Origin of the sequence: Nocardioides kribbensis, from assembly GCF_015070375.1 — a bacterium.
Lineage (GTDB): Bacteria > Actinomycetota > Actinomycetes > Propionibacteriales > Nocardioidaceae > Nocardioides > Nocardioides kribbensis.
Genome location: NZ_JADCLL010000009.1, coordinates 165,648 through 190,469 on the forward strand (window position 1 = coordinate 165,648; position 24,822 = coordinate 190,469).

The window sequence follows — 24,822 nt, forward strand, 5'->3', positions numbered from 1 at the left end:
GTCCGGCTCCGTGCCGGACCTGGGTGGTGGTCGCTCAGGCCTCGTCGCCGGCGGCGGCCGGGGAGGTGCTCTGCCCGGTGGCGTTCAGCGCGAGGAAGCTCTGGTAGACGTCGAGCAGGGACTGCTTCTGCCGCTCGGTGAGCGCCGTGTCGTTGAGGACGGCGATCTCCACGCTGCCGCCGACGCCGTCGTCGGGGCTGACGATGCCCGCGTGGATGTAGAGCTGCTCGGCCGAGATGCGCAGCGCCTTGGCGATCTGCTGGAGCACCTCGGCGGAGGGCTTGCGCAGCCCGCGCTCGATCTGGCTGAGGTAGGGGTTGGAGACGCCGGCCTGCTGGGCGAGCTGCCGCAAGGAGAGCTGCGCTGTGGTGCGCTGCTCCTTGAGGTAGTCGCCGAGCGAGACGACGGTCTTGCCGACCTTTCCCTGTGCCATGCGTTCCATAGTGCTAGCAATTGCTAGCGCTTGCAAGCGCTAGCACTGTGCACCGCCTCACACGGCCGGGCCTATTCCCGCTAGCACCGCTAGCACACCCTTCCGGATGAGCTCAGAAGCAGGCCGCGATCCGCCCGACCGGCACTCCCCCGCCCAGCAGCACCAGCTCACCCGTGCGCCGCACGGCCTCCCCGTCCACCCACTCCTCGGCGTCGACCCCGCTGCGCCGCAGCGCCTCGGCCATCAGCACCGGGCGCACCCGCGGGGCGCCGTCGTCGGTCTTCAGCGCGAAGGCCCGCCCGTCGGGCAGGGCGACGGCGTAGCAGGACTCCGCGCCCGCCTTGCCGATCGCACCCGGCAGGGCGGTGAGCAGGGTGAGCTCGTCGCGCCGGCTGCCCGACACGTTCTGCGGGAAGGCCCGGATCGCCTCGGCGATCCGGCGCTCGGGGCCGTCCTCGGCCACCGCGAGGGCGCGGAAGGCCCGTGCGAGACCGACCAGCGAGGTCGACAGCAGCGGCGCGCCGCACCCGTCGACGGCCACGGTGTCGACGGCCTCGCCGGTGAGCCGCTCGAAGGTGGTCCGGAGTGCGACCTGGAGCGGGTGGTCGGCGTCGCGGTAGGTCGCGAGGTCCCAGCCGTTGACCGCGCAGGTGACGAGCATGGCGGCGTGCTTGCCCGAGCAGTTCATCAGCACCGGCGCCTTGGCGCCGCCGGCGCGGATGACGTCCTCACGGGCCTGGTCGTCGAGCGGGTAGTCGGCCGGCGTCAGCAGCAGGCTCTCGTCGAGCCCGGCGGTGGCGAGGATGCGCCGGACGCCGTCGATGTGGAAGGGCTCCCCGGAGTGTGACGCGCAGGCCAGCGCGAGCAGGTCGGGCGGCAGGTCGAGGCCGGCCTCGACCATGCCGAGGGCCTGCACCGGCTTGTTGCACGAGCGCGGCAGGATCGGCGTCTCGACCGCGCCGACCGACCACTCCACGGCTCCGTCGGCGCTCAGCGCCACGACCGATCCGTAGTGGTGGCCCTCGACGAATCCGGAGCGCTGGATCTCGGCGACGACGACGGGCATCTCGGCTGCTGGCTGGGCTGAGGACATGCCCGCGAGGTTAGCCGCGTGCCTCGCTCCGACCGACGCCGAGTCGACCGCTCAAGTCCCCTCGATTACTCCGCTTAGGATGGCGGCCGTGCCTGCCTCCTCCGTGCCCCAGCACTGCCCGACCCCACGAGAGCTCGACGACCTCGAGCTGCTCACCACCGGGGCCCTCGCGCCGCTGACGGGCTTCAACCAGGACGGCAGCGTCGTGACGCTGACCCTCCCGCCCGACGTCGACGAGGCGGCCCGGGCCGCCGGTGCCATCGAGCTGGTCGACCCCGAGGGCCTGCCGCTGGCGCGCGCGCCCTGGCCGACCGGACCGGTCGAGGCCCTGACCCACGCGCAGTACGGTCCCTTCCGCGACCGCCACCTCTCCCCCGCCGCGGTCCGCGACCAGTACGCCGGCCGCACCTTCGTGCCCGTCGCCGGCCCGCTGGGCCTCGACCAGCTCGCGCGGCTGCGCGAGGTCGGCCCCGTCGCGCTGCTCGCCCTCGTCGGCACCGGCACGGCGGACCTGTCGCCGGTCGCACTGGTCCGGGCCACGCTGGCCGCCGCCGCCTCGCTGCCCGACGCCGTCGTCGTGGCCGTGCCGCTGGCCTCCCACGAGGACGCCGAGGCCGACCACGCCCTCGGCGTGCAGGTCGTGGAGACCTTCGCCGCCGGCGACCCGGTGCTGGCCCTGCCCGACGCCGGCGACGACGCCGATCTCCCTGACGACGTCGCGGCCATCGTCGACCGCGACCGCCCGGCCCCCGAGGACCAGGGCCTGGTGCTCTTCTTCACCGGCCTCTCGGGCAGCGGCAAGTCGACCTTGGCCCAGGCGCTGATGGACCGCGTGCTCGAGCAGGGCCGGCGCAGCCTGACCTCCCTCGACGGCGACGTCGTGCGCCGCAACCTCTCGGCCGGCCTGACCTTCTCCAAGGCCGACCGCGAGACCAACATCCGCCGCATCGGCTGGGTCGCCGCCGAGGTCTCCCGCCACGGCGGGCTGGCCGTGTGCAGCCCCATCGCCCCCTTCGACGAGACCCGCCAGCAGGTGCGCGAGATGGTCGACGCCGCCGGCGGCGCCTTCTTCCTGGTCCACGTCGCCACCCCGCTCGAGGAGTGCGAGCGGCGTGACCGCAAGGGGCTCTACGCCAAGGCCCGCCGCGGCGAGATCCCCGAGTTCACCGGCGTCTCCTCGCCCTACGAGGAGCCCACGGACGCCGACGTCCGCGTCGACACCACGGGCCGCTCCATCGACGACGCCCTCCACGACGTGCTCCTCGCCCTGCGCGACGCGGGCTACCTCGACCTCCTGTCGGGCGCTCACCGACCTGCGGCGCGTGTCGACTCCGCGACCCCCGCGACCCTGTCGACGGGGCCCACGCCGTGAGCGCGCCCGCGTCGCCCGCCACCCGGATCGATGATCTCCTGCGCGTCGTCGTCCCTGCCCTCCTCGGATCCAGGAGGATCCCCGCATGACCGAGATCCTCACCCTGACCGCGCTCTCGATCCTCGCGGCGGGCTTCCTCGTCGGGATCGTCGTGGGGCTGACCGGCATGGGCGGCGGCGCCCTGATGACGCCGGCCCTGATCTTCCTCGGCGTCGGCGGCGGTGAGGCGGCCACGATCGTGACCGCCGACCTCACCGCGGCGGCCGTCTACAAGACCGGCGGTGCCGCCGTGCACGCCAAGGAGGGCTCTCCGAACTTCAGGATGGCGGGCTGGCTGATCCTCGGCTCGGTGCCGATGGCCTTCGCCGGGCCCTATCTCGTGCACTTCTTCACCACCGACGAGGAGCAGCTCGACCGCGTCCTGAAGCTCAGCATCGGCTTCGCGCTGCTGCTGGCCGCCTTCACCTACGCGCTGCGGCTCTACGTCAACCTGCGCCGCGTGCGCGCCGGCGGCCCCACCGGCGACCCCGACCCCAAGGTCCGTCCGATCCCCACGCTGCTCGTGGGCGCCCTGGGCGGCATCCTGGTCGGCATCACCAGCGTCGGCTCCGGCTCGGTCATCATGATCGCCCTGCTCATGCTCTACCCCGGTCTGTCCGCGGTGAAGCTGGTCGGCACCGACCTGGTCCAGGCCGTGCCGCTCGTGCTCGCCGCGGCCATCTCCAACATCGCCATCAACGGCCTCGACTGGGGCATCGCGATCCCGCTCATCATCGGATCGGTGCCCGGCACCATCCTGGGCAGCAAGATCGCCCCCAAGGTGCCGCAGTCGTTCATCCGCCGCGGCATCGTGGTCGTGCTGACCATGTCGGGCGTCGCGCTGCTCGACAAGGCCGGCTGGGCGCCCCTGGGCCGCGAGGAGACCCACCCGGTCCTCATCGGCGTCATCGGCCTGGTCATGGCCGTGCTGGTGCCCGTCGTCTGGGGCTTCCTGCGCAAGGGTCAGGGGCTGCCGATGTTCGGCGCCCCGACCGTCTCCGAGCTCGACTCGTGGTCCTACGGCGGCTCGCGCACCGACCGTGCGGCCGCACGGGCGGGCGTCGGGGAGGGCTCAGGCCCGACCGACGACCGGCCAGTCGGTTAGCACCGGGCGGTCGATCCAGGTCGGACCCTCGTGCTCGAGGGCCTCGAGGTCGGCGTCGACCATGAGCCGGGCCAGCTCCGGCACGTGCACGGTGGCCTTCCAGCCCAGCTCGGCCTCGGCCCTGCCCGGATCGCCCAGCAGCGCGTCCACCTCGGTGGGCCGCAGGTAGCGCTCGTCGAAGCGGACGTGGCGCTCCCAGTCGAGGCCGACGTGGTCGAAGGCCGCCGCGACGAAGTCGCGCACGCTGAAGTCGCGGCCGGTCGCGAGGACGTAGTCCTGCGGCTCGTCGGCCTGCATCATCCGCCACATGCCCTCGACGTACTCCGGGGCGTAGCCCCAGTCGCGGACCGCGTCGAGGTTGCCGAGGTAGACGTGGTCGGCCCGGCCGGTCTTGATCGCCGCCACCGCGCGCGTCACCTTGCGGGTCAGGAAGGTCTCCCCGCGACGGGGGGACTCGTGGTTGAAGAGGATGCCGCTGACCGCGAACATCCCGTAGCCGTCGCGGTAGTTGCGGGTCATCCAGTGCGCGAAGACCTTCGAGACGCCGTACGGCGAGCGCGGGTGCAGCGCGGTCTCCTCGCTCTGCGGCGGGTTCACCGCGCCGAACATCTCCGAGCTCGACGCCTGGTAGAACCGCGCCGGCACGCCGCTGGCCCGCACCGCCTCGAGCAGCCGCACGGCCCCCACACCGGTGACGTCGGTGGTGTGGGCCGGCTCGTCGAAGCTGACCCTGACGTGCGACTGCGCGGCCAGGTTGTAGACCTCGTCGGGCTGCACCCGCTCGACGAGCTGGATCAGCCGTCCGGCGTCGGTGATGTCGCCGTGGTGGAGCAGCAGACGCGCGTCGGGGTCGTGGACGTCCTGGTAGAGGTGGTCGATCCGCGAGGTGTTGAAGGTGGAGGACCTCCGGAGGAGGCCGTGCACCTCGTAGCCCTTGCCGAGCAGCAGCTCGGCCAGGTAGGAGCCGTCCTGCCCGGTGATACCGGTGATGAGAGCGCGCTTCATGGAACCCCTGCGTCCGACGATGGTGACGCAACGCTAGCGGGGGCCCGGACCGCCGACCGCCCCCGCCGCCCCCGCGACCGCCGGTGCGCACCGGGCCGTCCTCCCGGCCGGCTTTGTGCCCTATGACGCGCGACAACGTGGACGTTTCATGCCCCGGGCCGCGCCGGGTCTACGATGAGGGCTGCTGTCCCGAGGAGAGGTCCCCTTTCGCATGCCCGAAACGCACGCCGACTACCGGCTGAGCCAGCTCGACCAGCTGGAAGCGGAGTCGATCCACATCTTCCGTGAGGTCGCAGCGGAGTTCGAGAAGCCCGTCCTGATGTTCTCGGGCGGCAAGGACTCCATCGTGATGCTCCGCCTCGCCGAGAAGGCCTTCTACCCCGCGAAGATCCCCTTCCCGGTGCTGCAGGTCGACACCGGTCTGGACTTCCCCGAGGTGCTCGCCACCCGCGACTCCTGGGCCGAGCGCCTGGGCCTGCGCCTGATCGTGGCCTCGGTCGACCAGGCCATCGCCGACGGCATCGTCGTCGACGACGGCAAGACCAGCCGCAACCGCCTGCAGATCGGCACGCTGCTGAACGCGCTGGAGGAGGGCCAGTTCACGGCCGCCTTCGGTGGCGGTCGCCGCGACGAGGAGAAGGCCCGCGCCAAGGAGCGCGTCTACTCCCACCGCGACGAGTTCGGCCAGTGGGACCCGAAGATGCAGCGTCCCGAGCTGTGGAGCCTCTACAACGGGCGCCTGCACGAGGGCGAGCACATGCGCATCTTCCCGATCTCCAACTGGACCGAGCTGGACATCTGGGACTACATCGGTCGCGAGGGCATCGAGATCCCCTCGATCTACTACTCCCACCAGCGCCGCGTCTTCGAGCGCGACGGCATGCTGCTCAGCGAGAACGACCTCAACCCGCTGCGCGCGGGCGAGACCGTCACCGAGCGCACCGTCCGCTTCCGCACCGTGGGCGACCTCAGCCAGACCGGCTGCGTGGAGTCGGACGCCGACACCATCGAGAAGATCATCGAGGAGGTGGCGGTCGCCCGGGTCACCGAGCGTGGCGCCACCCGCGGCGACGACCGCTTCTCCGAGGCCGCCATGGAAGACCGCAAGAAGGAGGGCTACTTCTGATGGCCGCCAGCGACACCGAGACCACCGAGACCATCACCACCAACATGGACCTCCTGCGGTTCGCGACCGCCGGGTCGGTCGACGACGGCAAGTCGACCCTCATCGGTCGCCTGCTGCTCGACTCCAAGTCGATCTTCGAGGACCAGATGGAGGCCGTCGAGGCCACCAGCCAGTCCAAGGGCTACGACTACACCGACCTCGCGCTGCTGACCGACGGTCTGCGCTCCGAGCGCGAGCAGGGCATCACGATCGACGTGGCCTACCGCTACTTCGCGACGCCCAACCGCAAGTTCATCATCGCCGACACCCCGGGCCACGTGCAGTACACCCGCAACATGGTCACCGGTGCCTCCACCGCCGACCTCGGTCTGGTGCTCGTCGACGCCCGTCAGGGCCTCACCGAGCAGTCGCGCCGCCACGCGGTGATCCTGTCGCTGCTGCGGGTGCCCCACCTCGTGCTCGCGGTGAACAAGATGGACCTCGTCGACTACTCCCAGGAGGTCTACGAGAAGATCCACGCCGAGTTCACCCAGTTCGCGACGAAGCTCAACATCCCCGACCTCGAGGTCATCCCGATCTCGGCCCTGGCCGGCGACAACGTCGTCAACCGATCCGAGAACATGGGCTGGTACTCCGGGCCCACCCTCATGCACCACCTCGAGCACGTGCACGTCGCCTCCGACCGCGACCTCATCGACGCGCGCTTCCCCGTGCAGTACGTCGTGCGCCCGAAGTCCGACGAGCACCACGACTACCGCGGCTACGGCGGCCAGGTCGCCGGCGGCGTGCTCAAGCCGGGCGACGAGGTGGTCGTGCTGCCCAGCGGCATGACCTCGAAGATCGCCGGCATCGACCTCTTCGACCAGGAGGTCACCGAGGCGTTCCCGCCCATGTCGGTGACCGTGCGCCTCGAGGACGACGTCGACGTCTCGCGCGGCGACATGATCGCCCGGGTCAAGAACGCCCCGCAGCCCAGCCAGGACATCGACGCGATGGTCTGCTGGATGACCACGGCGCCGCTCAAGCCGCGCCAGAAGCTGGCCATCAAGCACACCACCCGCAACGCCCGCGCCCTGGTCAAGGACATCCAGTACCGCCTGGACGTCAACTCGCTGCACCGCGACCAGGAGACCAAGGAGCTCGGGGTCAACGAGATCGGTCGCGTCACCCTGCGCACCACGGTGCCGCTGCTGTGCGACCCGTACTCGAAGAACCGCACCACCGGCTCGTTCATCCTCATCGACGAGGCCACCGGCATCACCGTCGGCGCCGGCATGATCAACAACGCCGGCTGATCCACGCCCAGCACGACAAAGGCCCCCGACCGCGAGGTCGGGGGCCTTCGTGCGTGACGCGCAGGCGGCGCCTGCGCGTGAGGCTCAGATCGCGACGACGACCTCGGCCACGCTGCCGACGGCGGCGTGGACCCTCTTGTCGACGGGCTCGGCCTTGGGGGCGAGGGTGCGCAGGGTCCACTCCCCCTCGCCGGCGAAGAACCGGAAGTGACCGGTGGCCGAGGTCGGGACCTCGGCGGTGAACTCGCCGGTGCGGTCGAGCAGGCGCACGTAGGCGTTGCCGACGGGCTCGCCGTCACGCACGACCTGGCCCTGCACGATGGCCTCCTTGGCGACGTTGACGCCGTCGAGGGACAGACCGCCCTCGGTCGCGCCGCACATCAGGCGCCCTGCCCGTCGGCCTGGCCGGGCTCGTCGCCGAGGGCGACGGGCACGCCGACGAGCGAGCCGTACTCGGTCCAGGAGCCGTCGTAGTTCTTGACGTTCTGGTGTCCGAGGAGCTCCTTGAGCACGAACCAGGTCAGCGACGAGCGCTCACCGATGCGGCACAGGGCGATGGTGTCCTTGGAGTCGTCGATGCCGGCCTCGGCGTAGAGGGCCTTGAGGTCCTCGTCGGACTTGAAGGTGCCGTCGTCGTTGCAGTTCTTGCTCCACGGCACGTTGATCGAGGTCGGCACGTGGCCGGCGCGCTGGGCCTGCTCCTGCGGGAGGTGGGCCGGGGCGAGGAGGCGACCGGCGTACTCGTCGGGGCTGCGCACGTCGACGAGGTTCTGCGCGCCGATGGCGGCCACGGTGTCGTCGCGGAAGGCGCGGATGGAGCGGTCCTGCTCCGAGGCGGTGTAGCTGGCCTTGTCGCGGGTGGGCAGCTCGTCGGTGAGCTCACGGGAGTCGAGCTCCCACTTCTTGCGACCGCCGTCCATGAGCTTGACGTCGTCGTGGCCGTAGAGCTTGAAGTACCAGTAGGCGTAGGCCGCGAACCAGTTGTTGTTGCCGCCATAGAGGATCACGGTGTCGTCGTTGGAGACGCCGCGCTCGGAGAGCAGCGCCGAGAACTGGTCCTTGGCGACGAAGTCGCGGCGCACCTGGTCCTGGAGGTCGGTGGTCCAGTCGAGCTTGATGGCGCCCTTGATGTGGCCCTTGTCGTAGGACGTGGTGTCCTCGTCGACCTCGATGACGACGACCTTCGGGTCGTCGAGGTGGTCCTCGACCCACTGGGTCGAGACGAGGGAGTTCTCGCGGCTCATGTCATTACCTTTCTGTTGCGCCCTGCGGCGCGGGGGTCTGGTGTGTGCTTCGTCGGAGGGACGGCGCTCAGGCGGTGGCGCGCTTGATCAGGAGGTACATCTCGCAGCCCAGGCAGAACCGGAAGACGGCGTTGAGCAGGGCGGCGACGAGGGCGAGGCCGATCGCGACCTGCGCGAGCAGCACGACGCCGGTCAGGTAGCCGACCAGGGCGACCAGGGTGAAGACGAGACCCACCGTCTGCGCGAAGCGCGGCGGGGCCGGGTCCTCGAGCTCGTCGGGCGGCGAGAGCCGCGGGCGCACGACGGTGCGGAACAGCCAGGCGTGGGGCGTGTGCTGCACGCCGCGCGCCGCCCCGAGGGCGAAGAACGCGGCCTGCACCGCCGTGAGCACGGCTGCCGGGGTCGGCGGTAGGACCAGCACGACCAGGAGGACGACCGCGGTGAGCGTGGCGGTGAGCTGCGGCCCCCGGGGGTCGATGCCGGCGCCGGTCGGGGCGGACGGGCGGGTGCTGGTGGTGGACATGTCTCTCCTGCTCGGACGAGGGCGGCGGCGCCGGAGCGCCTCGCTGGCGGGTCGAGGGACGACCGCACCGAGATTACTGCACTGGATCAGTCGACTTACGAGTCGAGACGCGGCAGCTCGGTCAGAGCATGCGACACAGCGAGGAGCGCACGCGGCAGTGGTCCACTGCGCGTCGCTTCGTCAGCCAGGTCGAGGACATGGGTCCAGGGTACGGCGACCCGCTGCTCACCGACGACATGACATCTCGCCCCGTGAGACGGCGGTCCGCATGGCGGACAACGCCTCGGACGCTCACGCCCGACCGAGCGCCTGCAGCACCTGCTCCTTGCGCGGGGCGCCCGCCGCGCGGGCGATCTCCGCGCCGGTGGCGTCGAGGACGAGGGTGGTCGGCGTGCGGAGGACGTCGAGGCGCCGGACCAGGTCGAGGTGGTGCTCGGCGTCGACCTCGAGGTGCACCACGCCGGGCACGACGTCGGCGACCTCGCTCAGGGTGCGCTTCGTGGCCCGGCAGGGCGCGCAGAAGGCACTGGAGAACTGCAGCAGGGTCGCCTGCTGGCCGAGTCGGGCGGAGGGGACGGCCTCGAGGACCGCCTGCCAGGTCGCAGGAGCGCCGGGGACCTCCGCCGCCACGCGCTGCCCGTCCGCCGGCGGGGCGTCGTCAGCGGACGGCTGCGCGTCCGCCGTCCCGGCGCGGGCCGAGGAGAACCGACCGTCGGTGCGCAGACGGTGGAGACCGAAGGCGAGGGCGACGACGACCGCGACGAGGGCGATGACGATTCCGGAGGACACGAGTGGTCAACCGCACGGGGGCGGCCGTTGTTCCGGTCGGGGTCCTGGCCGTGGTCCCGGCCGCCGCGCCTAGCCGCCCGCGAAGGGCGGCAGGAACTCCACCGAGCCGCCCGGCTCCACGAGGACGGTGTCGGGGTCGCGGCTGCCGACCGGCTGCTCACCGACCAGCGTGGAGCACACCGCCAGCACCGCGGGCAGGTTGGTGCCCGGGTGGAGCGCGGTCGCACGGCGTACGACCTCGGCGAGCGAGATCGGGCCGCTCACGTCGATCCGGTCGCCACCGACGCCGGCCGCCGCCTTGGCGCCGGCCCAGTAACGAACGTGGATGATTTCGGTCTCATTCACTTTGGAACCTTCCAATGTGTCCCCGGAGTTTCCTAGTGTGTCCTGCGTAGCACCTCGCCGGAGCCCAGCGTTGCGTTTCGGTCGCCTGCCCCATCCTCTGGGAGGAGACCACCGTGAGCACTCTTCTACTGCTGACCAGTGCCCTGCAGCCGTCCGCCGAGGTGCTGCCCGGGCTCTCGCTGCTGGGACACCAGGTCAAGATCCTGCCCGCCGAGGGGAGCGCACTGCTCGAGGCCCCCGACTCCGACCTCCTCCTGGTCGACGGACGCCAGGACCTCGCCCACGCCCGCGACCTGTGCCGGCTCATCCGCACCACCGGCACCGACGTGCCCGTGCTGCTCGTGGTCACCGAGGGCGGTCTGGCCGTGGTCAACCACGACTGGGGCATGGACGACGTCGTGCTGCACACCTGTGGGCCCGCCGAGCTGGAGGCGCGGATCAAGCTGGCCATCGGCCGGCTCAACGCCCGTCGCGAGGCCGCCGACCCCGACGCCCACGTCATCCGGTCCGGCGAGGTCGTCGTGGACGACGCCACCTACACCGCCAAGATCGGCGGCCGGTCGCTCGACCTCACGTTCAAGGAGTTCGAGCTGCTGAAGTTCCTCGCCCAGCACCCGGGCCGGGTCTTCAGCCGCCAGCAGCTGCTGCAGGAGGTCTGGGGCTACGACTACTTCGGCGGCACCCGCACCGTCGACGTGCACGTGCGACGGCTGCGCGCCAAGCTCGGCCCCGAGAACGAGACCCTCATCGGCACCGTGCGCAACGTCGGCTACCGCTTCGTGCTGCCGACCAAGGAGAAGGGCGCCGTCGAGGCCGACGCGCGCACCGGGCGGTCGGTCGACGCCTGACCGGGGCCGCTCGCTCCGTCAGCCGCCCTCCGCCGTGCGGAGCCGGCGGCGAAGGACGGCGACCTCGTGCTCGAGGGCGAGGACCCGGGCGATGCCGGCGAGGTTGAGCCCCTCGGCCAGCAGCTCCCGGATGCGGTGCAGGGTGGCGATGTCGCCCTCGGAGTAGAGGCGGTTGCCGCCGTCGGTGCGCTCGGGCGTCAGCAGTCCGCGGCGCTCGTAGACGCGCAGGTTCTGCACCTCCATGCGCACCATCCGCGCGGCCACCGAGATGGCGAAGACGCCCTCCTGAGCCGTGCTGTGCTGCGTGCTGCGCTGCTGTGTCGACACGGTCCACCTCCGCGCTTGAACCTACGTCATCTCTGCGGTACAACAAACCTATAACCGCTGATACACATGACGGGCTCACGCAGACCGTCGCCACCGCATCGACCACCAGAGACGACCAGGAGGACACGCCATGCTGCTGCGCACCACCGACCCGTTCCGCGACTTCGACCGCCTGACCCAGCAGCTGCTGGGCACCACCAACCGCCCGGCCGCCATGCCGATGGACGCCTGGCGCGAGGGTGACCGCTTCGTCATCGAGTTCGACCTGCCCGGCGTGGCCCGCGACAGCATCGACCTCGACGTCGAGCGCAACGTCCTGACCGTGCGCGCCGAGCGCGTGCGACGCAACGGCGACTGGGAGCGCCTCGCCTCGGAGCGCACGACCGGCAGCTTCAGCCGCCAGCTCGTGCTGGGCGACAACCTGGACCTCGAGCGCATCGAGGCGACCTACGACGACGGCGTGCTGCGCCTGGTCGTGCCGGTGGCCGAGAAGGCCAAGCCGCGCAAGATCGAGGTCGGCTCCGCTGCTCCGCAGGAGACCGCCGCGCTCGAGGCGTGAGCACCCCGCCGGGGTGAGTGGGAGGAGGGCCCGGGCGAGTCCGCCCGGGCCCTCGCTCGTGTCAGCCGTCCTCGCCCCGCGACGTGCGCAGCCGCCGGCCCCTCTCGACGTCCTCGCGGCGCTTCTCCTCGGCCTTCTCCAGGCCCTTGGTCATGCGCGGAGGCAGCTGGAGCTCCTCCTCGGCGGGCAGTCCCGCCTGCAGCTCGCGGCCCCGCTCGAGCTCGGAGTCGAGCTCGGCGCCGAAGAGGAGCGCGAGGTTGGTCAGCCACAGCCACAGCAGGAACACGATGACGCCGGCCAGTGAGCCGTAGGTCGTGTTGTAGCTGGAGAAGTGGGCGACGTAGAAGCCGAACGCCGCCGAGACGAGCACCCAGGTGAGGATGGCCAGGACGGCACCCATCGAGACCCAGCGGAACGTCGGCTGCTTGATGTTGGGCGTCACGTAGTAGAGCAGCGCCACGATCAGCACGACCACGGCGAGCACGGCCGGCCACTTGGCGATGCTCCACACGAGCACCGCGGTGTCACCGAGACCGATCGCGTCGCCGACGGCCTGCGCGGCGGGACCCGTCACCACGAGCCCCACGGCCACCAGGGCCACGAGCACCACGAGCACGGCGGTCAGCGCCAGCATCACGGGACGCAGGACGTAGAACGGGCGACCCTCGCCGGTCTCGTGGATGCGGTTCATCGCACGACCGAAGGAGCCGACGTAGCCGCTCGCGGACCACAGGGCGGTGGCGAGACCGAGGACCAGCGCGAGGCCGGCCCCGGGCGCCGCGGCCAGCTCCAGCAGCGTGGGCTCGACCGTGTCGGCGGCCGACCCGGCGCCGACATCGCGCAGGATCTGCAGCAGCGTGTCGACCGTCTCCGGACCGCGCCCCACCAGGCTGACCAGCGACAGCAGCGCGATCATCGCCGGGAAGAGGGCGAGGACGGCGTAGTAGGTCAGCGACGCCGCGACGTCGGTGCACTGGTCCTTGGAGAACTCGCGCATCGTCTTGCGCGCGACGTAGAGCCAGGAGCGCCGGGTGAGGTCGGTCGGCGAGTCGGGCTTGCCGTCGTCGTCGGGGTCGCGGTGCTCGCGCGCACGCGTCGTGGCTGCGGGCTCGGCGCTCGTCTCGGGGTGGGGGCTCATCGCTCCACCGTCCTCGCCCGCGCCCCGGGCCCGCGCCACCCTGCGGGGTGGACGCGCGGCGGCGCCTAGGGTGGCGGGCGTGGACGTGACGGAGGAGATCGAGCGGATCGCTGCGGCGGCCGAGGCGCACGACGGGGCGGCACCGCTCGACGAGGCCACCTGGCGCACGCTGCGGCGCCACCCCGAGCGCGCCCGGCACCGGGTGGTCGACGGTGGCTTCGCGCTGGTGGTCGGGCGCGAGCTCACCGTCGTGGTGGACCCGCCCGCGCGGGGCGCCGGCGTCGCGTCGGGGCTGGTGTCGGCGGAGCTGGCCGAGGCCGGCGGGGGCGAGCTGCTGGCGTGGTCGCACGGCAACCACCCCGCGGCGGCGGCGCTGGCCGCGGCGTACGGGTTCGAGCGGGTGCGTGACCTGTGGGTGATGCGGCGGGCCATGGCCGAGCCGCTGCCCGGTCTCGTCGTGCCCGACGGGGTCACGGTGCGCTCCTACGTCGACACCGACGCCGACGAGGTCGTGCGCGTCAACGCCGCGGCCTTCGCGCACCACCCCGAGCAGGGGGCGATGGACCGGGCCGAGCTGGCCGAGCGGATGGCGGAGGCGTGGTTCGACCCCGCGGGCCTCGTCGTGGCCGAGCGCGACGGCTCGCTGGTCGGCTTCCACTGGACCAAGCAGCACTCCCCCGACCTCGGTGAGGTCTACGTCGTCGGCGTCGACCCGGTGGCCCAGGGCCAGGGCCTGGGCCGGGTGGTCACGCTGGCGGGGCTGCACCACCTGGCCGGGCTCGGGGTCGGCGAGGTGCTGCTCTACGTCGAGTCCGACAACGAGCCAGCGGTCGCGACGTACTCGCGGCTGGGGTTCGGGCACGCTGCGGCCGACACCCACGTGCAGTACCGCCGGGGCTGACGAGCCCGGGAGCGCCCCGGCTCCGCCTCAGCGCAGCGGGCGCACGTGCAGGCCGACCTCGGGGTCGACGACGACCTCCTGGGCGGCGGGCATGCCCTCGACGTCGAGGGTCGCGTCGAGGGGCACGTTGCGCTTGACCATGGCCAGGGCGATGGGGCCGAGCTCGTGGTGGCGTGCGGAGGTGCCGACGAAGCCGATGACCTTCTCGCCGTGGCGCAGCTCGGCGCCGCGGGTGGGCAGGCGGTTCTCGGTGCCGTCGAGGTGCAGCAGGGTGAGACGCCGCGGCGGACGGCCCAGGGTGTGCACGCGGGCGACGGTCTCCTGGCCGCGGTAGCAGCCCTTGTCGAGGTGCACCGCGGGGCCGACCCAGCCGGCCTCGTTGGGGATGGTGCGCGCGTCGGTGTCGAGACCGTGGCGCGGCTCGCCGCGGGCGATGCGCAGCGCCTCGAAGGCCCACAGGCCCGCGGCCGGGCCGGCGGCATCGGCGTACGCGTGGAGCTGGTCGCGGGGCACGAGGTCGTAGCCCTGGGTGCTGGCCCGCCAGGTCACCGCGAGGTCGGCGGTGACCTCGGTGAGCTCGACGCGGGTCATGAACTTCATCCGCTCCAGGAAGCCCAGCAGCGCCCCGGCGGCGCCCGGCTCGGTGTGGGCGACGAAGGCCCCGCCGTCGTCGACGCCGGTGAAGGCGTGCTCGACGTGGCCCTGCGGGCTGAGGATCAGGGCGGAGGTCCAGACACCGGGGGCGAGGCCGGTGAAGTACTGGCTGGTGAGGCTGTGCAGCCAGGTCAGCCGGTCGGGGCCCTCCAGGCGCACGACGTCGCGGTGGGAGAGGTCGACGAAGCCGCTGCCGGCCTCGAGCGCACGCTGCTCGGTGTTGAAGGAGCCGTAGTGCGCCGCCACCGGGGCGTCCACACCGTCGCCGGCGACCGCGCCGGGCAGGGAGAGCAGCGTGCTGGGCGTCGGGCGGGGGTCGCTCACGGGGTGTCCTCACGGTTGGCCGAGCAGTCCTGGCAGTGGCCGAAGACCGTCAGGTGCCCGATGTCGACCACGAACTGCTGCTCGGCGGCCAGGCGTCCGACCAGATCGGCGGCCACGTCAGCATCAACGGAGGTCACCCGCTCGCAATTCCGGCAGACCAGGTGGAAGTGCTCGTGGTCGGTCACGGAGTGGTACGTCGGGGCCCTGTCGGACAGGTGGGCGTGACGGACCAGGCCGAGCTCCTCGAGCACCTCGAGCGTGCGGTAGACCGTCGAGACGTTGACCGCGGTGGAGTGGCGCCGCACCTCGGCCAGCACCTCGTCGGGCGTGGCGTGGCCGAGCCGCTCGACCGCGGCGAGGATGAGCTCGCGCTGCGGGGTCAGCCGGTAGCCGCTGCCGCGCAGCCGGCTGCGCAGGTCGGCCGGGGGCCGGGCGCCCCCGGAGGCGGACGCGTGGTCGTGCTCGTGGTCGGCCATCGGCGGGTCAGGCCCTCTGCAGGCGCGCCCACAGGTGCGGCTGGAGCGCCTGGCCGACCGCGGCCATGTCGTAGGCGTAGAGCAGGTCGCCCTCGACGTTGCCGTAGAGACGGTGGCCGGCGGTGACCTCCTTGGCGGTCTCGGTGCGCGCGACCGCGTCGGTGGCGAGCTCGAGCTTGCCGTCGGCGGCCTCGCCGTACCAGATCTCCACGAAGCCGGTGTTGTGCGTGAGCAGCAGCTCCACCTTGCCGGCCTCGGGGCAGCGCAGGAAGCCGGTCTCCTGGGCGGCGTCGCGGACCTTCTGGCCCTGCTCGTCGACGATCCACGAGCGCGCGAAGTAGTGGATGAAGGGGCGACCGTCCTGCTGGAAGATCAGCTCCTGCTGGTAGTCGTAGGGCTCGATCGTCGGGTAGTCGCCCTTGCCGCTGCCGCGCCACGTGCCGAGCATCCAGGCCAGCGGGCCGCAGTGGGGGTGGAGGTTGTCAGGGAGCTGGAAGACCACCGGGTCACTCTAGCGGCGCGCCCTCCCGCCCACCGACGGCCGAACTCCTGCTCGTGGTGGTGCCGCGCTGGCTGACCTGGAGCCCTCGCGGCGACCGCGCGCCGCTCCCCCGGTGCCGGTGTGCACGCCGGAGTGACCCTCGAGCAGGGCCGGGCGTCCAGCCCGGGCCACCTCCCTGCGCGCCCTCTACCGTGGGGTCATGCCTCGCTCCCTCGTCGTCAAGGTCACCTGCGCGCAGGGCGACCCCGAGCGCGCCAACCAGGCCTTCACCGTGGCCGCGGCCGCCGTGGCCATGGGCGCCGACGTCTCGCTCTGGCTCACCGGCGACGCCGCGTCCTACGCGGTGGCCGGTCGCGGGCCCGACCTCGGGCTCCCCCACGCCACCCCCGTCGCCGACCTGCTCGACACCGTGCGCGAGCTCGGCCGGGTGACCGTGTGCTCGCAGTGCGCCACGCGACGCGGCATCACCGAGGCCGACGTGCTCTCCGGGGTGCGTGTGGCCGGCGCCGCGGTGTTCACCGAGGAGGTCCTCGCCGAGGGCGTCCAGGCGCTCGTCTACTGACCCCCTGCGCCGAGGTCACCGAGGGGCCCGGGCTCCGCCGTACGGGTGAAGAGCGCGGGCAGGACCGCCTGGGATCGTGGGGCGGAGGGCGTGCGCCGGTCCGGCTCCGCGTCCTCGGGCGAGAGGAGTCGACGGTGCGCCCGGACCACGACTCGGTGGTGGTGCAGCAAGCGGTCGGGGTGGTGTGCGGCCTGACGGGGGTGTCGCCCGCAGACGCGGTCCGGGCGATCGAACGCGACGCCGCGAACCTGGGCCAGTCACCGGAGAGGTTCGCGGAGTCGCTGCTGGGCCGATGGTCGGCGGCCCTCGAGGGAGATGCCGCCCAGGCTCGTCTCGCGCTCGGCCCGCTCCTCGACGAGGCCATGGCCCGCACGGTGACGCAGCACCCCGGTCACGCGGCCTCCGAGCACCGTCACGCGGCCGCCGACGACCTGACAGGTCTCCCCCGCCCGCTCGCGCCCCGACGCGGCGACGGCGACCCGGCGGCAGCGGACGCCTCCGCACCCGCCTCCGCACCCGGCGGGGAGGACCCTGGTCTCGACGACGAGGAGAGCGCCCACCTCGCCGAGGCGCTGGGCCTGCCGCCCTCCCCAGGGGCGCCCCCGCACGACGGTGTCCGACGGGCCCCACCGCCACCACCGACGCGTGATGCCTCCCCCACCGACCACCCCGACGACCCCGACGAGGAGGACTGAGCACCCCCGGGCCCACCGGCGCGGACGAGGCCGCGGCAGGGTCTGCTGGAGGGCGTCGACCCCAGTAGGGTGCGAGTCCTCATGACTCCCACCGGTGACGCCCCCCTCCCGCCCGAGGAGACCTCGGGCCGGTTCTGGCGCCGCCGTGACCGCGCCGAGGGGACGCCGCTGCCGCCGCTGAGCCTCGAGGAGGCGCAGGCGCGCATCGTCGAGCTCACCGCCGCGGCCGAGCGCGCCGCGTCGCTGCGCAACTCCGCGGAGCTGGCCGCGGCCGAGCAGGCCGCGGAGCGCCTCGTCGCCGAGGAGCACGCCGGCGCCGCCTCCCGGGCCCTGACCGAGGCCGAACGCAGCGCCGAGGACCACGCGCGCGCCGCCGCCGACGCCTGGGCCGCCCGCGAGGCCGCCGACCGCGCCGCCGCCGACCACTCCCGCGCCCGGCGCGACGCCGAGGAGTCCGCCGAGCAGGCCGCCACCGCCCGCGCCCGGGCCGAGGAGTCCGCCCGAGCGGCGGCGGTCGCGGCCGAAGAGCTCGCCGTCGCCCTGCGGGAGGCCCAGGAGGTCGCCGCGACCGCTGCGCGCGAGCGCGCCGCAGCCGAGGAGTCGGCGCGCGAGGCGCTCGCCGGCGCGGAGACGGCGTACGCCGGGCGCGAAGCGGCCGAGGCCGCCGCCACCGAGGCCGCGCGCGTGGCCCAGGAGGCGTCGACCGCCCGCCGGGCCGCCGACGACGCCGCCCGCGCCCACGCCGAGGCGGCCACCCACGCCCACTCCGACCGGGAGAACGCCGAGCACGCCGCCGTCGCCGCCCACACCGCGCGCCAGGCCGCCGACACCGCCGCCCGGGAGGCCGCCGAGGCCCGCACCCGGGCCGAGGAGGCCGCCGCGACGGCGCTCGCGGGCCGCGAGGCCGCCGACCTCGCCGCGGCCGAGGCGTCCCGCGCCGCGCAGGAGGCCCTCGCCGGCCGCGTCGCCGCCGAGCAGGCCGCCGCGCAGAGCGTCGCTGAGGCCGAGGCGAGCGCTGCCCGGTCGATCGCCGGAGCCCAGGAGGCGGCCGCACGGGCGACCGCCGAGGCCGAGGCGGCCGCGGTCGCCCGCCGTGAGGCCGAGGAGGCCGCGACCGCGCAGTCCGCCCGCGCCGACCAGGCCCACACCGAGCGCGCCGCGGCGGAGCAGGGCGCGGCCGCAGCCGCGGTGGCCGCAGCGAGCGCCGCCGCTGCGCAGGAGCGCGCCGAGGCCCGGGCCGCGGAGTCGGCCACGGCCCGCGCGGCCGCGGAGGCCACCGCCGCCGAGGCCCTCGCCGGCCGTGAGGCCGCCGACGCCGCCGCCACCGAGGCGGCCCGACGGGCCGAGCAGGCCCTCGAGGCACGCGTGCGCGCCGAGCGCGACGCCGCCCGCGCCGTCGCAGAGGCCACCGACGCTGCCTCGCGGTCCGTCGAGGAGGCCGAGGCCACCGCTGCCCGCTCGGTCGCCGAGGCGCGGGAGGCAGCCGCCCGGGAGGTCGCCGCCTCCAGTGCCACCGCCGCACGGTCGATCACCGCAGCGCAGGAGGCCGCCACCGTCTCGGTCGCCGAGGCCCGGGAGGCCGCCGACCTCGCGCTGGCCGACGCCGAGGCCGCTGCCGCCGAGCGCGACCGCGCGGAGGTCGCCGCCGCCGAGCAGGCCCGCCTGGCCGAGCAGGCCCTCGCCGACCGCAGCGCCGCCGAGGTCGCCGCGACCGCGGCGGCGGTGGCCGCCGCCGCAGCAGCAGCAGGTCGGGAGGCGGCCGAGCAGGTCGCCGCCGAGGCCGTCACCGCCCGGCAGGCCGCCGAGCGCACCAGCACCGAGGCCCTCGCCGGGCGCGAGCAGGCCGACAGTGCCGCGGCCCGGGCGGCCGCGCAGGCCGCCTCGGCCCTGGAGGCCCGTCGCGAGGCCGAGGCCGCCGCCGCCCGGACCGCCGAGCAGGCCCAGGAGGCCGAGCAGGCCCGTCTGGTCGCGGAGGAGGCGGCGCAGCGCCAGGCCGAGGCCGCCGCGGCGGCCGCGCTGGCCGAGACCGCCGCCCACAGCGCCGCGGCCGAGGCCTCCCAGGCCGCCGCCGCAGCCGAGTCGGCCCGCCGGCAGGCCGACGAGCGCGCCGCCGAGCAGGCCACAGCGGCCTCCGCCGCCGCGGCCGCCCGCGCCGAGGCGGAGGAGGCCGCCAGGCGGGCCGGCGAGGCCCAGTCGGCCGCAGCCCAGTCCGCCGCCGCCGCCCTCGCCGAGGCCGAGTCGGCCCACGCCGGGCGCCGCGCCGCCGAGCAGGCTGCCCGGGAGTCGGGCGAGACCGCCGACCGCGCGCAGTCCGAGCGCGCCGCCGCGGAGGAGACCGCACGGGCGCAGGCCGAGGCCGCTCTCGCCGCGCACGCCGACCGCACCGCCGCCGAGGACGCCGCCGCCGGACAGGCCGAGGCGGCCCGTGCGGCCCACGAGGCACGCGCCGCCGCCGACGCCCTCGCAGCCGAGCACGCTGCGGCTGCCCGTGCGGCGTACGACGCCCGGGAGGCCGCCGACCGCGCCGCCGAGGAGGCCCTGCGCGCCCGCACCGCCGCCGAGGAGGAGGCCGCCCGTCAGGTGGCGCTCGCCTCCGCCGCGGTGGCCGACCGCGAGGCCGCGGAGCAGCGCACCATCGAGGCGCTCGAGGAGGTCGCCCTCGCGGCGCAGCAGCACGCCGAGGAGCTGCGGGCGGCTCACGACGCCCGTGAGGCCGCCGAGCAGGCCGCCACCGAGCAGGCCCGCCTGCGCGCCGAGGCCGAGGCGCTCGCCGAGCAGCGCGCCATCGACCGGCAGGCCGTCGAGTCGTCGGTGCGTCACCAGGCCGAGCTCGTCGAGGCCGCGCTCCAGGATCGTCTCGAGGCCGAGCAGCACGCCGCCGAGCTGGCCCGCGAGCTCGCCGAGGCGCGCGAGCAGCTGCTGGGACGACCGGTCGCCGCTCGCCCCGTCACCGACTCGCGCCACCGCGGCGACGCCGACGAGGGGGCAGGCTCGCCCGCGGCCATCGGCGAGCGGGCGTCCGGCGCGGCCACCGACGTCACCCGCACCCGCGGCCGCGCGTCGCTGGTCGCCCTGGTCCTCGCCGTGGCCGCCCTCGTGGCCGCCGCCGGTGTGGCGATCGGCGGCAGCCCCACCGACGCCGTCGTGCTGGGCCTGGCGCTGCTCGCTGTGCTGCTGGTCTACGTCGGCGCCCGCGCCCGCACCCCCTCCACCCGGGTGAGCATCGACGCCGCCGGCGTGGTCGACATCCGCACCGCCGACAGCCACCACAGCTTCGACCTCCAGCAGCCCGCCACCGAGGTCGAGGTGGTCGGCGAGCCCGGCAGCCGCGGCTGGGAGGTGAGGTTCGTGCGCCGCAGCCTCCCGCCCGTCGTCATCACCGCCAAGACGGTCGACCCCGAGGCCTTCACCCGCGCCCTGCGCACCTGGCGCCCCACCGCCTGACCCACGACGACGGGCACGCGCTCGTCTTTGCTCGGCGGGTGCCGCAGGACCGGGCTCGACGTCCGGTCGAACCCGCCGGCCGTCGAGGCAGGAGCCCAGCAGGTCGTTCTCCCAGAAGTGGCGGCAGACGACAGCCTCTGGGCCCGTCGACGCGTCGTTTCCCGCCACTTCCGGGCCCACCGACGGGGCAGCCGAACCTGGCGCCCGGCAGCGCACGGTCAGGGGCCGAGTGGAGTCGCACGCCCGCGACCGCGACCGGCCCGCGACCGGCCCGCCGAGTTGTCCACAGGGCAGCGGCACACCGGTGGTTTCGACGCGCCGATTCGGGTTAATTTCACCGTACGGTCCCCTCGGTCCTGGGGCCGGTCCCCTCGGGAAGGACCCCTTCGTGAAGCCCTCTGCTCTCGTCGCCACAGCCATGACCGTGTCACTGCTGAGCATCGCTGGCTGCTCGGAGGATCCGGAGCCTGAGATCGCGAGCCCGACCGCCGCTTCATCGCCTCTGCAGTCATCTACGGCCCCCACTGAGCCGACTGCAACCGCACCCCCCGCCGCAGCGCCGGAGGGTGAAAGCAGGAAAGCGGCGATGGCGGCTGTTCGGCACTACTTCGACCTCGTCAACTATGCGACCGCCACGGGCGACATTGATCCACTACGAGCAAGTACCGCTCCCAATTGCGCGGCGTGCTCGGGAGGTGCGGAAGCGCTCGATCAGATCTACGCGCAGGATGGCGAGATCGACGGCGGAGTCGCCACGCTAGAGCGGGCCTCCGCGCGCACCGTCAAGATCGGAGACGACGTCAGATACCTCGTGGAGGCAGACGTGACGACCGAACCCCAGGTCGTCACGTACCCGGAGGGCGAGGTCGACCGATACCCGGGCGGCACCGTCAGTTATCAGTTCTTCCTTGAGCCCTTCGAGAACGGGCTGCGCATCCTCGATTGGAACGAGACGCCGTCATGACGGCTCGAGCGCTTCTATGGGCCCTCTTTTTCGGCTGCGTGCTTTTCGGGCCTACCAAGTCGGCCACAGCCGACGACCCGACGGTCGGGGCTGACCAGGGCAGCTTTTTCGCTGGCGTCTCGCAAGCTACGTCTGGCGGGCTGACCGGCAGCAGCGCAGACACGGTTGTGTCGGCCGGGTCAGCACCCGAAGGGACCTGGAACTCCGCGCCGATCTGTCAGGTCGGCGGCGCGCAAACCTGTGCCGAACCCCAAGTTTGTAGCGACGGCACCCCAGCCATCTCGTGGTGGTTCCAGAGTTCGGATGGGGAAATCCTGAGCGCCTATTCCTCATGTGCGTCAGACGGAGCCCCCACGGCATCTTCTGATGCTCCCCCACAGGTCACCCCCGGCATGGTGCAGCGAGCACTCGAGCGCGTACCGCTGCCCGAGCCGGACCTCTCGGTCCAGCCGCCCGGGGGCAGGACCCTCATCAACTTCGAGACCAACTTCTTCACCGCCGCCGAGCCCTTCACCGAGACCGTCACCCTGCTGGGACGACGCGTCGACCTCGACATCACCCCCAGCCAGTTCCGGTGGGCCTTCGGCGACGGCGAGGGGCTGACCACCACCGAGCCGGGAGCGCCGTACCCCGACCTCGAGCTGACCCACACCTACCTCGAGCAGGGCCAGGTGCGGCCGCAGGTGACCACGGTCTACACCGCCGACTACCGCGTCGACGGCGGGCCGTGGCAGCCGGTGCCCGGCAGCGTCGACATCACCAGCGACCCCGTCGACCTCACCGTCACCGAGGTGACCAACCAGCTCGTCGACCACCGCTGACGCCGCCTCAGGCGCGCGGCGCGAGCCCTGCGCGGAGCCGGTCGGCGATCTCGGCGACGGCGGCGCGCGAGCTGCGGCCCACGCCGACGATGTTGAAGAAGCTGTGGATCTGGTCCTCGAAGCGCTTGAGCTCGACCGTGACGCCGGCGTCGGAGAGCTTGCGCGCGTAGGCCTCGCCCTCGTCGCGCAGCGGGTCGAAGCCCGCGGTGCAGACGTAGGCCGGGGCGACACCCTCGGGGACGTCGGCGTACGCCGGCGACAGGCGCGGGTCGCGCGGGTCGAGACCCTCGGTCATGTAGCTGTCGTTGGCCAGCTCCATGAACTCCGCCGACAGGTAGAAGCCCGCCCCGAAGAGGCGCAGGCTCTCAGTGGCGCGGGTCGCGTCGGTGGCGGGGTAGACCAGCAGCTGGAAGGCGCACGGCAGGCCCGAGCGGGCCGCCTCCAGGGCCACGCCGGCGGCGAGGTTGCCCCCGGCGGAGTCGCCGCCCACGGCGATCCGGTCGCGGTCGACCCCGAGCTCCTCGACGTGCTCCACGGCCCAGCGGTAGGCGGCGACGGCGTCGTCGTAGGCCGCGGGGAAGCGGTGCTCCGGCGCCAGCCGGTAGTCGACGGCCAGCACGAGGGCCTCACCGCGCTCGGCGAGGATGCGGCAGGTCGCGTCGTGGGTGTCGAGGTCGCCGAAGAAGAAGCCGCCGCCGTGGAAGAACACCAGCAGCGGCGCCGGGGGCTGCCGTACGGCGACCGACACTCGGGCGCGCGGCGTGTAGAGCCGCGCCGGGAGCCCGGCGACCTCGAGGTCGCGCACGGCGCCGATCGGCTGCTTGCCGCCGGCCATCGCGGTCTGCACCCGCGCCTGCACCCGGCCGTCGGGGAACGCCACCGTCTCGATCGGCGGATCGCCCGAGAGCTTCTGCAGCTTCAGCATCAGCTGGGTGTCGACGGCGAGGGTCTGTCCGTCGAGCACCACCGGGGAGCCCGCCAGCCGCCGCTGGACGGACGGCGGCAGCGACATGGCGGCGCCGAGCGCGGCCTTCTGCGCAGCGTGGGCGAGGGCCTGGAGGGGCGATCCGTTACTCACGAGTAGGGAACCTAGCCGACGGACCGGCCCAGCGGCAGGAGGTCCAGCCACCGGAGGTCCCGCGCCGACGCACGCGGCACCGTCACTGGTAGACGCGCACATGGTCGACGACGAGGTACTGCGGGAAGGGAGTCTCCGGCGGGACCGGGCCTCCCAGGTCACCGCCGATCGCGAGGTTGAGCAACAGGTAGAACGGCTTGTCGAAGGCCCACAGCCCCAACTGCTCGGCCTCGGCTCGCGACACCCCGCCCCACGGCCGGCCGTCGAGCTCCCACTCCAGCCCGTCGGGTCCCCAGTCGACGGCGTAGGTGTGGAAGCCGTCGGAGAGGGACGCGCCGGCGTCGTGCTCGCGGGTGACCTGCCACCGGGTGCCGGCCTCGGTGGGCCCGTGGATGGAGCCGGTGACGAGGGTCGGGCTGCGCCCGACGTGCTCCATCACGTCGATCTCCCCCGAGCGGGGCCAGCCCACCTCCGCCCGGTCGGTGCCCATCGCCCAGAAGGCCGGCCACGTGCCGACCCCGGCGGGCACCTGCGCGCGCACCTCCAGGCGGCCGTACTGCCACGACAGGCTGCTCTCCGTGGTCAGCCTCGCCGAGGTGTAGTCGCGCACGGTGCCGTCGGCGCAGGTGTGGCCCGGCGCCGAGAGCGCCGAGACGACCAGGTGGCCCTGCCCGTCGAGCGACGCGTTGGCCGGGTCGCCGGTGTAGCACTGCAGCTCGTTGTTGCCTCCGCCGTGGCCGAAGGCGTCGGGCTGCCAGACAGCAGGGTCGGGCGGGGCGCCGGCCTCGCCGTCGAACTCGTCGGACCACACCAGCCCGGGCGCCCCGACGGTGCCCTCCTCCCCCGGTGACACCGGGGACGCCGGGGCCGACGCGGCCGGGCCCGACGAGTCGGCCGGGTCGACGGGGACGACGGGGTCGGGGACGTCGGGCGGGCCGGAGCAACCGGCGAGCACGAACGCCACGAGGCCGAGCGCGACCAGGGATCGGCGGGCACGGAGCGGGTCTCGACGCACGGACCCTCCTCCGGCTCACACCCGCGACCGAGCCGCGCGGGACGTCGTACGACCTCCAGTCAACCCCGCACGCGTCGCGCGGCGAAACCGGCGCGCACCGGCCCCGCGCACCGGTCCTGCGCCCCGATCTCGCGAGCCGTCGCGC

The 24,822-nt window shown here is 73.6% G+C and carries 27 protein-coding genes; 12 read left to right on the plus strand and 15 right to left on the minus strand.

The genetic code is table 11. From position 1 onward, the window contains the following. Positions 1-34: 34 nt before the first annotated feature. Together IR170_RS17915 and IR170_RS17920 are read right to left on the minus strand one after the other, a co-directional pair. Positions 35-433: a helix-turn-helix domain-containing protein gene (locus IR170_RS17915; RefSeq protein ID WP_193666274.1), complete on the minus strand. Its 399-nt coding sequence runs from the start codon at positions 431-433 to the stop codon at positions 35-37. A gap of 112 nt (positions 434-545) precedes the next feature. Further along, positions 546-1,526: an asparaginase gene (locus IR170_RS17920; protein ID WP_227489519.1), complete on the minus strand. Its 981-nt coding sequence runs from the start codon at positions 1,524-1,526 to the stop codon at positions 546-548. Between the two features lie 88 nt (positions 1,527-1,614). Here IR170_RS17920 and cysC point away from each other — a divergent pair, with 88 nt between their 5' ends. Next, on the plus strand, positions 1,615-2,898 hold the full coding sequence (gene cysC, locus IR170_RS17925; RefSeq protein ID WP_319805151.1) for an adenylyl-sulfate kinase: 1,284 nt from the start codon (positions 1,615-1,617) through the stop codon (positions 2,896-2,898). An 85-nt stretch (positions 2,899-2,983) separates the two neighbouring features. Next, positions 2,984-4,042: a sulfite exporter TauE/SafE family protein gene (locus tag IR170_RS17930; RefSeq protein WP_193666276.1), complete on the plus strand. Its 1,059-nt coding sequence runs from the start codon at positions 2,984-2,986 to the stop codon at positions 4,040-4,042. Here IR170_RS17930 and gmd read toward each other — a convergent pair. Further along, positions 4,010-5,047, minus strand: a complete 1,038-nt coding sequence (gmd, locus tag IR170_RS17935; RefSeq protein WP_193666277.1) for a GDP-mannose 4,6-dehydratase — start codon at positions 5,045-5,047, stop codon at positions 4,010-4,012. The two genes, IR170_RS17930 and gmd, sit on opposite strands and share 33 nt — an antisense overlap. A gap of 211 nt (positions 5,048-5,258) precedes the next feature. Here gmd and cysD point away from each other — a divergent pair, with 211 nt between their 5' ends. Continuing rightward, positions 5,259-6,173: a sulfate adenylyltransferase subunit CysD gene (cysD, locus tag IR170_RS17940; RefSeq protein ID WP_056863431.1), complete on the plus strand. Its 915-nt coding sequence runs from the start codon at positions 5,259-5,261 to the stop codon at positions 6,171-6,173. Next, positions 6,173-7,468, plus strand: coding sequence for a sulfate adenylyltransferase subunit 1 (locus IR170_RS17945; RefSeq protein ID WP_056863430.1), 1,296 nt, complete (start codon positions 6,173-6,175; stop codon positions 7,466-7,468). The genes cysD and IR170_RS17945 overlap by 1 nt, the downstream gene beginning before the upstream one ends. Positions 7,469-7,552: 84 nt before the next feature. Here IR170_RS17945 and IR170_RS17950 read toward each other — a convergent pair whose 3' ends face one another. From IR170_RS17950 to IR170_RS17970, 5 genes are all read right to left on the minus strand, one after another. Next, a complete protein-coding gene (locus IR170_RS17950; RefSeq protein WP_056863429.1) occupies positions 7,553-7,849 on the minus strand; it encodes a DUF1416 domain-containing protein in 297 nt (98 codons plus the stop codon). Further along, positions 7,849-8,712: a sulfurtransferase gene (locus tag IR170_RS17955; RefSeq protein WP_193666278.1), complete on the minus strand. Its 864-nt coding sequence runs from the start codon at positions 8,710-8,712 to the stop codon at positions 7,849-7,851. Before IR170_RS17955 ends, IR170_RS17950 begins: the two co-directional genes overlap by 1 nt. A gap of 67 nt (positions 8,713-8,779) precedes the next feature. Continuing rightward, positions 8,780-9,235: a DUF4395 domain-containing protein gene (locus tag IR170_RS17960; RefSeq protein ID WP_193666279.1), complete on the minus strand. Its 456-nt coding sequence runs from the start codon at positions 9,233-9,235 to the stop codon at positions 8,780-8,782. A gap of 291 nt (positions 9,236-9,526) precedes the next feature. Beyond that, the gene (locus tag IR170_RS17965; RefSeq protein WP_193666280.1) at positions 9,527-10,024 is read right to left on the minus strand and encodes a thioredoxin family protein; all 498 of its coding nucleotides are present in this window, start codon (positions 10,022-10,024) and stop codon (positions 9,527-9,529) included. 69 nt (positions 10,025-10,093) lie between these two features. Further along, positions 10,094-10,369 (minus strand): MoaD/ThiS family protein, encoded by a 276-nt coding sequence (locus tag IR170_RS17970; RefSeq protein WP_193666281.1) that lies wholly within the window; start codon positions 10,367-10,369, stop codon positions 10,094-10,096. Positions 10,370-10,482: 113 nt separating this feature from the next. Here IR170_RS17970 and IR170_RS17975 point away from each other — a divergent pair, with 113 nt between their 5' ends. Further along, positions 10,483-11,217 (plus strand): response regulator transcription factor, encoded by a 735-nt coding sequence (locus IR170_RS17975; RefSeq protein WP_193666282.1) that lies wholly within the window; start codon positions 10,483-10,485, stop codon positions 11,215-11,217. Between the two features lie 18 nt (positions 11,218-11,235). Here the strand turns inward: IR170_RS17975 and IR170_RS17980 are convergent, their stop codons facing one another. Continuing rightward, positions 11,236-11,544 (minus strand): MerR family transcriptional regulator, encoded by a 309-nt coding sequence (locus tag IR170_RS17980; RefSeq protein ID WP_319805152.1) that lies wholly within the window; start codon positions 11,542-11,544, stop codon positions 11,236-11,238. A 130-nt stretch (positions 11,545-11,674) separates the two neighbouring features. Between IR170_RS17980 and IR170_RS17985 the strand changes: the two genes are divergently transcribed. Beyond that, complete coding sequence (locus tag IR170_RS17985; RefSeq protein ID WP_056863424.1) at positions 11,675-12,103, plus strand: Hsp20/alpha crystallin family protein; 429 nt, start codon at positions 11,675-11,677, stop codon at positions 12,101-12,103. A 61-nt stretch (positions 12,104-12,164) separates the two neighbouring features. Here IR170_RS17985 and IR170_RS17990 read toward each other — a convergent pair whose 3' ends face one another. Continuing rightward, positions 12,165-13,241: a YihY/virulence factor BrkB family protein gene (locus tag IR170_RS17990; protein ID WP_193666283.1), complete on the minus strand. Its 1,077-nt coding sequence runs from the start codon at positions 13,239-13,241 to the stop codon at positions 12,165-12,167. Positions 13,242-13,320: 79 nt separating this feature from the next. Between IR170_RS17990 and mshD the strand changes: the two genes are divergently transcribed. After that, complete coding sequence (gene mshD, locus IR170_RS17995) at positions 13,321-14,142, plus strand: mycothiol synthase (protein ID WP_319805153.1); 822 nt, start codon at positions 13,321-13,323, stop codon at positions 14,140-14,142. A 27-nt stretch (positions 14,143-14,169) separates the two neighbouring features. Here mshD and ygfZ read toward each other — a convergent pair whose 3' ends face one another. From ygfZ to IR170_RS18010, 3 genes are read right to left on the minus strand one after another with little or no spacing between them, the layout of a single operon-like run. Further along, positions 14,170-15,120 carry a CAF17-like 4Fe-4S cluster assembly/insertion protein YgfZ gene (gene ygfZ, locus IR170_RS18000; RefSeq protein ID WP_319805154.1) on the minus strand — a complete coding sequence of 317 codons (951 nt, stop codon included), beginning with the start codon at positions 15,118-15,120 and terminating at the stop codon, positions 14,170-14,172. Continuing rightward, positions 15,117-15,596 (minus strand): Fur family transcriptional regulator, encoded by a 480-nt coding sequence (locus tag IR170_RS18005; RefSeq protein WP_193666285.1) that lies wholly within the window; start codon positions 15,594-15,596, stop codon positions 15,117-15,119. The genes ygfZ and IR170_RS18005 overlap by 4 nt, the downstream gene beginning before the upstream one ends. Before the next feature lie 7 nt (positions 15,597-15,603). Then, positions 15,604-16,098, minus strand: coding sequence for an FABP family protein (locus IR170_RS18010; RefSeq protein WP_193666286.1), 495 nt, complete (start codon positions 16,096-16,098; stop codon positions 15,604-15,606). A gap of 199 nt (positions 16,099-16,297) precedes the next feature. On the opposite strand from IR170_RS18010, the gene IR170_RS18015 reads away from it, so the two are divergent. From IR170_RS18015 to IR170_RS18035, 5 genes are all read left to right on the plus strand, one after another. Further along, positions 16,298-16,660, plus strand: a complete 363-nt coding sequence (locus IR170_RS18015; protein ID WP_193666287.1) for a DsrE family protein — start codon at positions 16,298-16,300, stop codon at positions 16,658-16,660. A 134-nt stretch (positions 16,661-16,794) separates the two neighbouring features. Then, complete coding sequence (locus tag IR170_RS18020) at positions 16,795-17,355, plus strand: hypothetical protein (RefSeq protein WP_193666288.1); 561 nt, start codon at positions 16,795-16,797, stop codon at positions 17,353-17,355. Between the two features lie 81 nt (positions 17,356-17,436). After that, the gene (locus IR170_RS18025; protein WP_193666289.1) at positions 17,437-20,799 is read left to right on the plus strand and encodes a coiled-coil domain-containing protein; all 3,363 of its coding nucleotides are present in this window, start codon (positions 17,437-17,439) and stop codon (positions 20,797-20,799) included. Between the two features lie 388 nt (positions 20,800-21,187). Beyond that, the gene (locus IR170_RS18030) at positions 21,188-21,763 is read left to right on the plus strand and encodes a DUF6318 family protein (RefSeq protein WP_193666290.1); all 576 of its coding nucleotides are present in this window, start codon (positions 21,188-21,190) and stop codon (positions 21,761-21,763) included. 392 nt (positions 21,764-22,155) lie between these two features. Further along, a complete protein-coding gene (locus IR170_RS18035) occupies positions 22,156-22,584 on the plus strand; it encodes a hypothetical protein (RefSeq protein ID WP_193666291.1) in 429 nt (142 codons plus the stop codon). Positions 22,585-22,591: 7 nt separating this feature from the next. Here the strand turns inward: IR170_RS18035 and IR170_RS18040 are convergent, their stop codons facing one another. Both IR170_RS18040 and IR170_RS20485 read right to left on the minus strand, forming a co-directional pair. Beyond that, a complete protein-coding gene (locus IR170_RS18040) occupies positions 22,592-23,662 on the minus strand; it encodes an alpha/beta hydrolase (RefSeq protein WP_319805155.1) in 1,071 nt (356 codons plus the stop codon). Positions 23,663-23,744: 82 nt separating this feature from the next. After that, positions 23,745-24,677 (minus strand): glycoside hydrolase family 16 protein, encoded by a 933-nt coding sequence (locus IR170_RS20485; RefSeq protein ID WP_193666292.1) that lies wholly within the window; start codon positions 24,675-24,677, stop codon positions 23,745-23,747. Positions 24,678-24,822 lie beyond the last annotated feature (145 nt).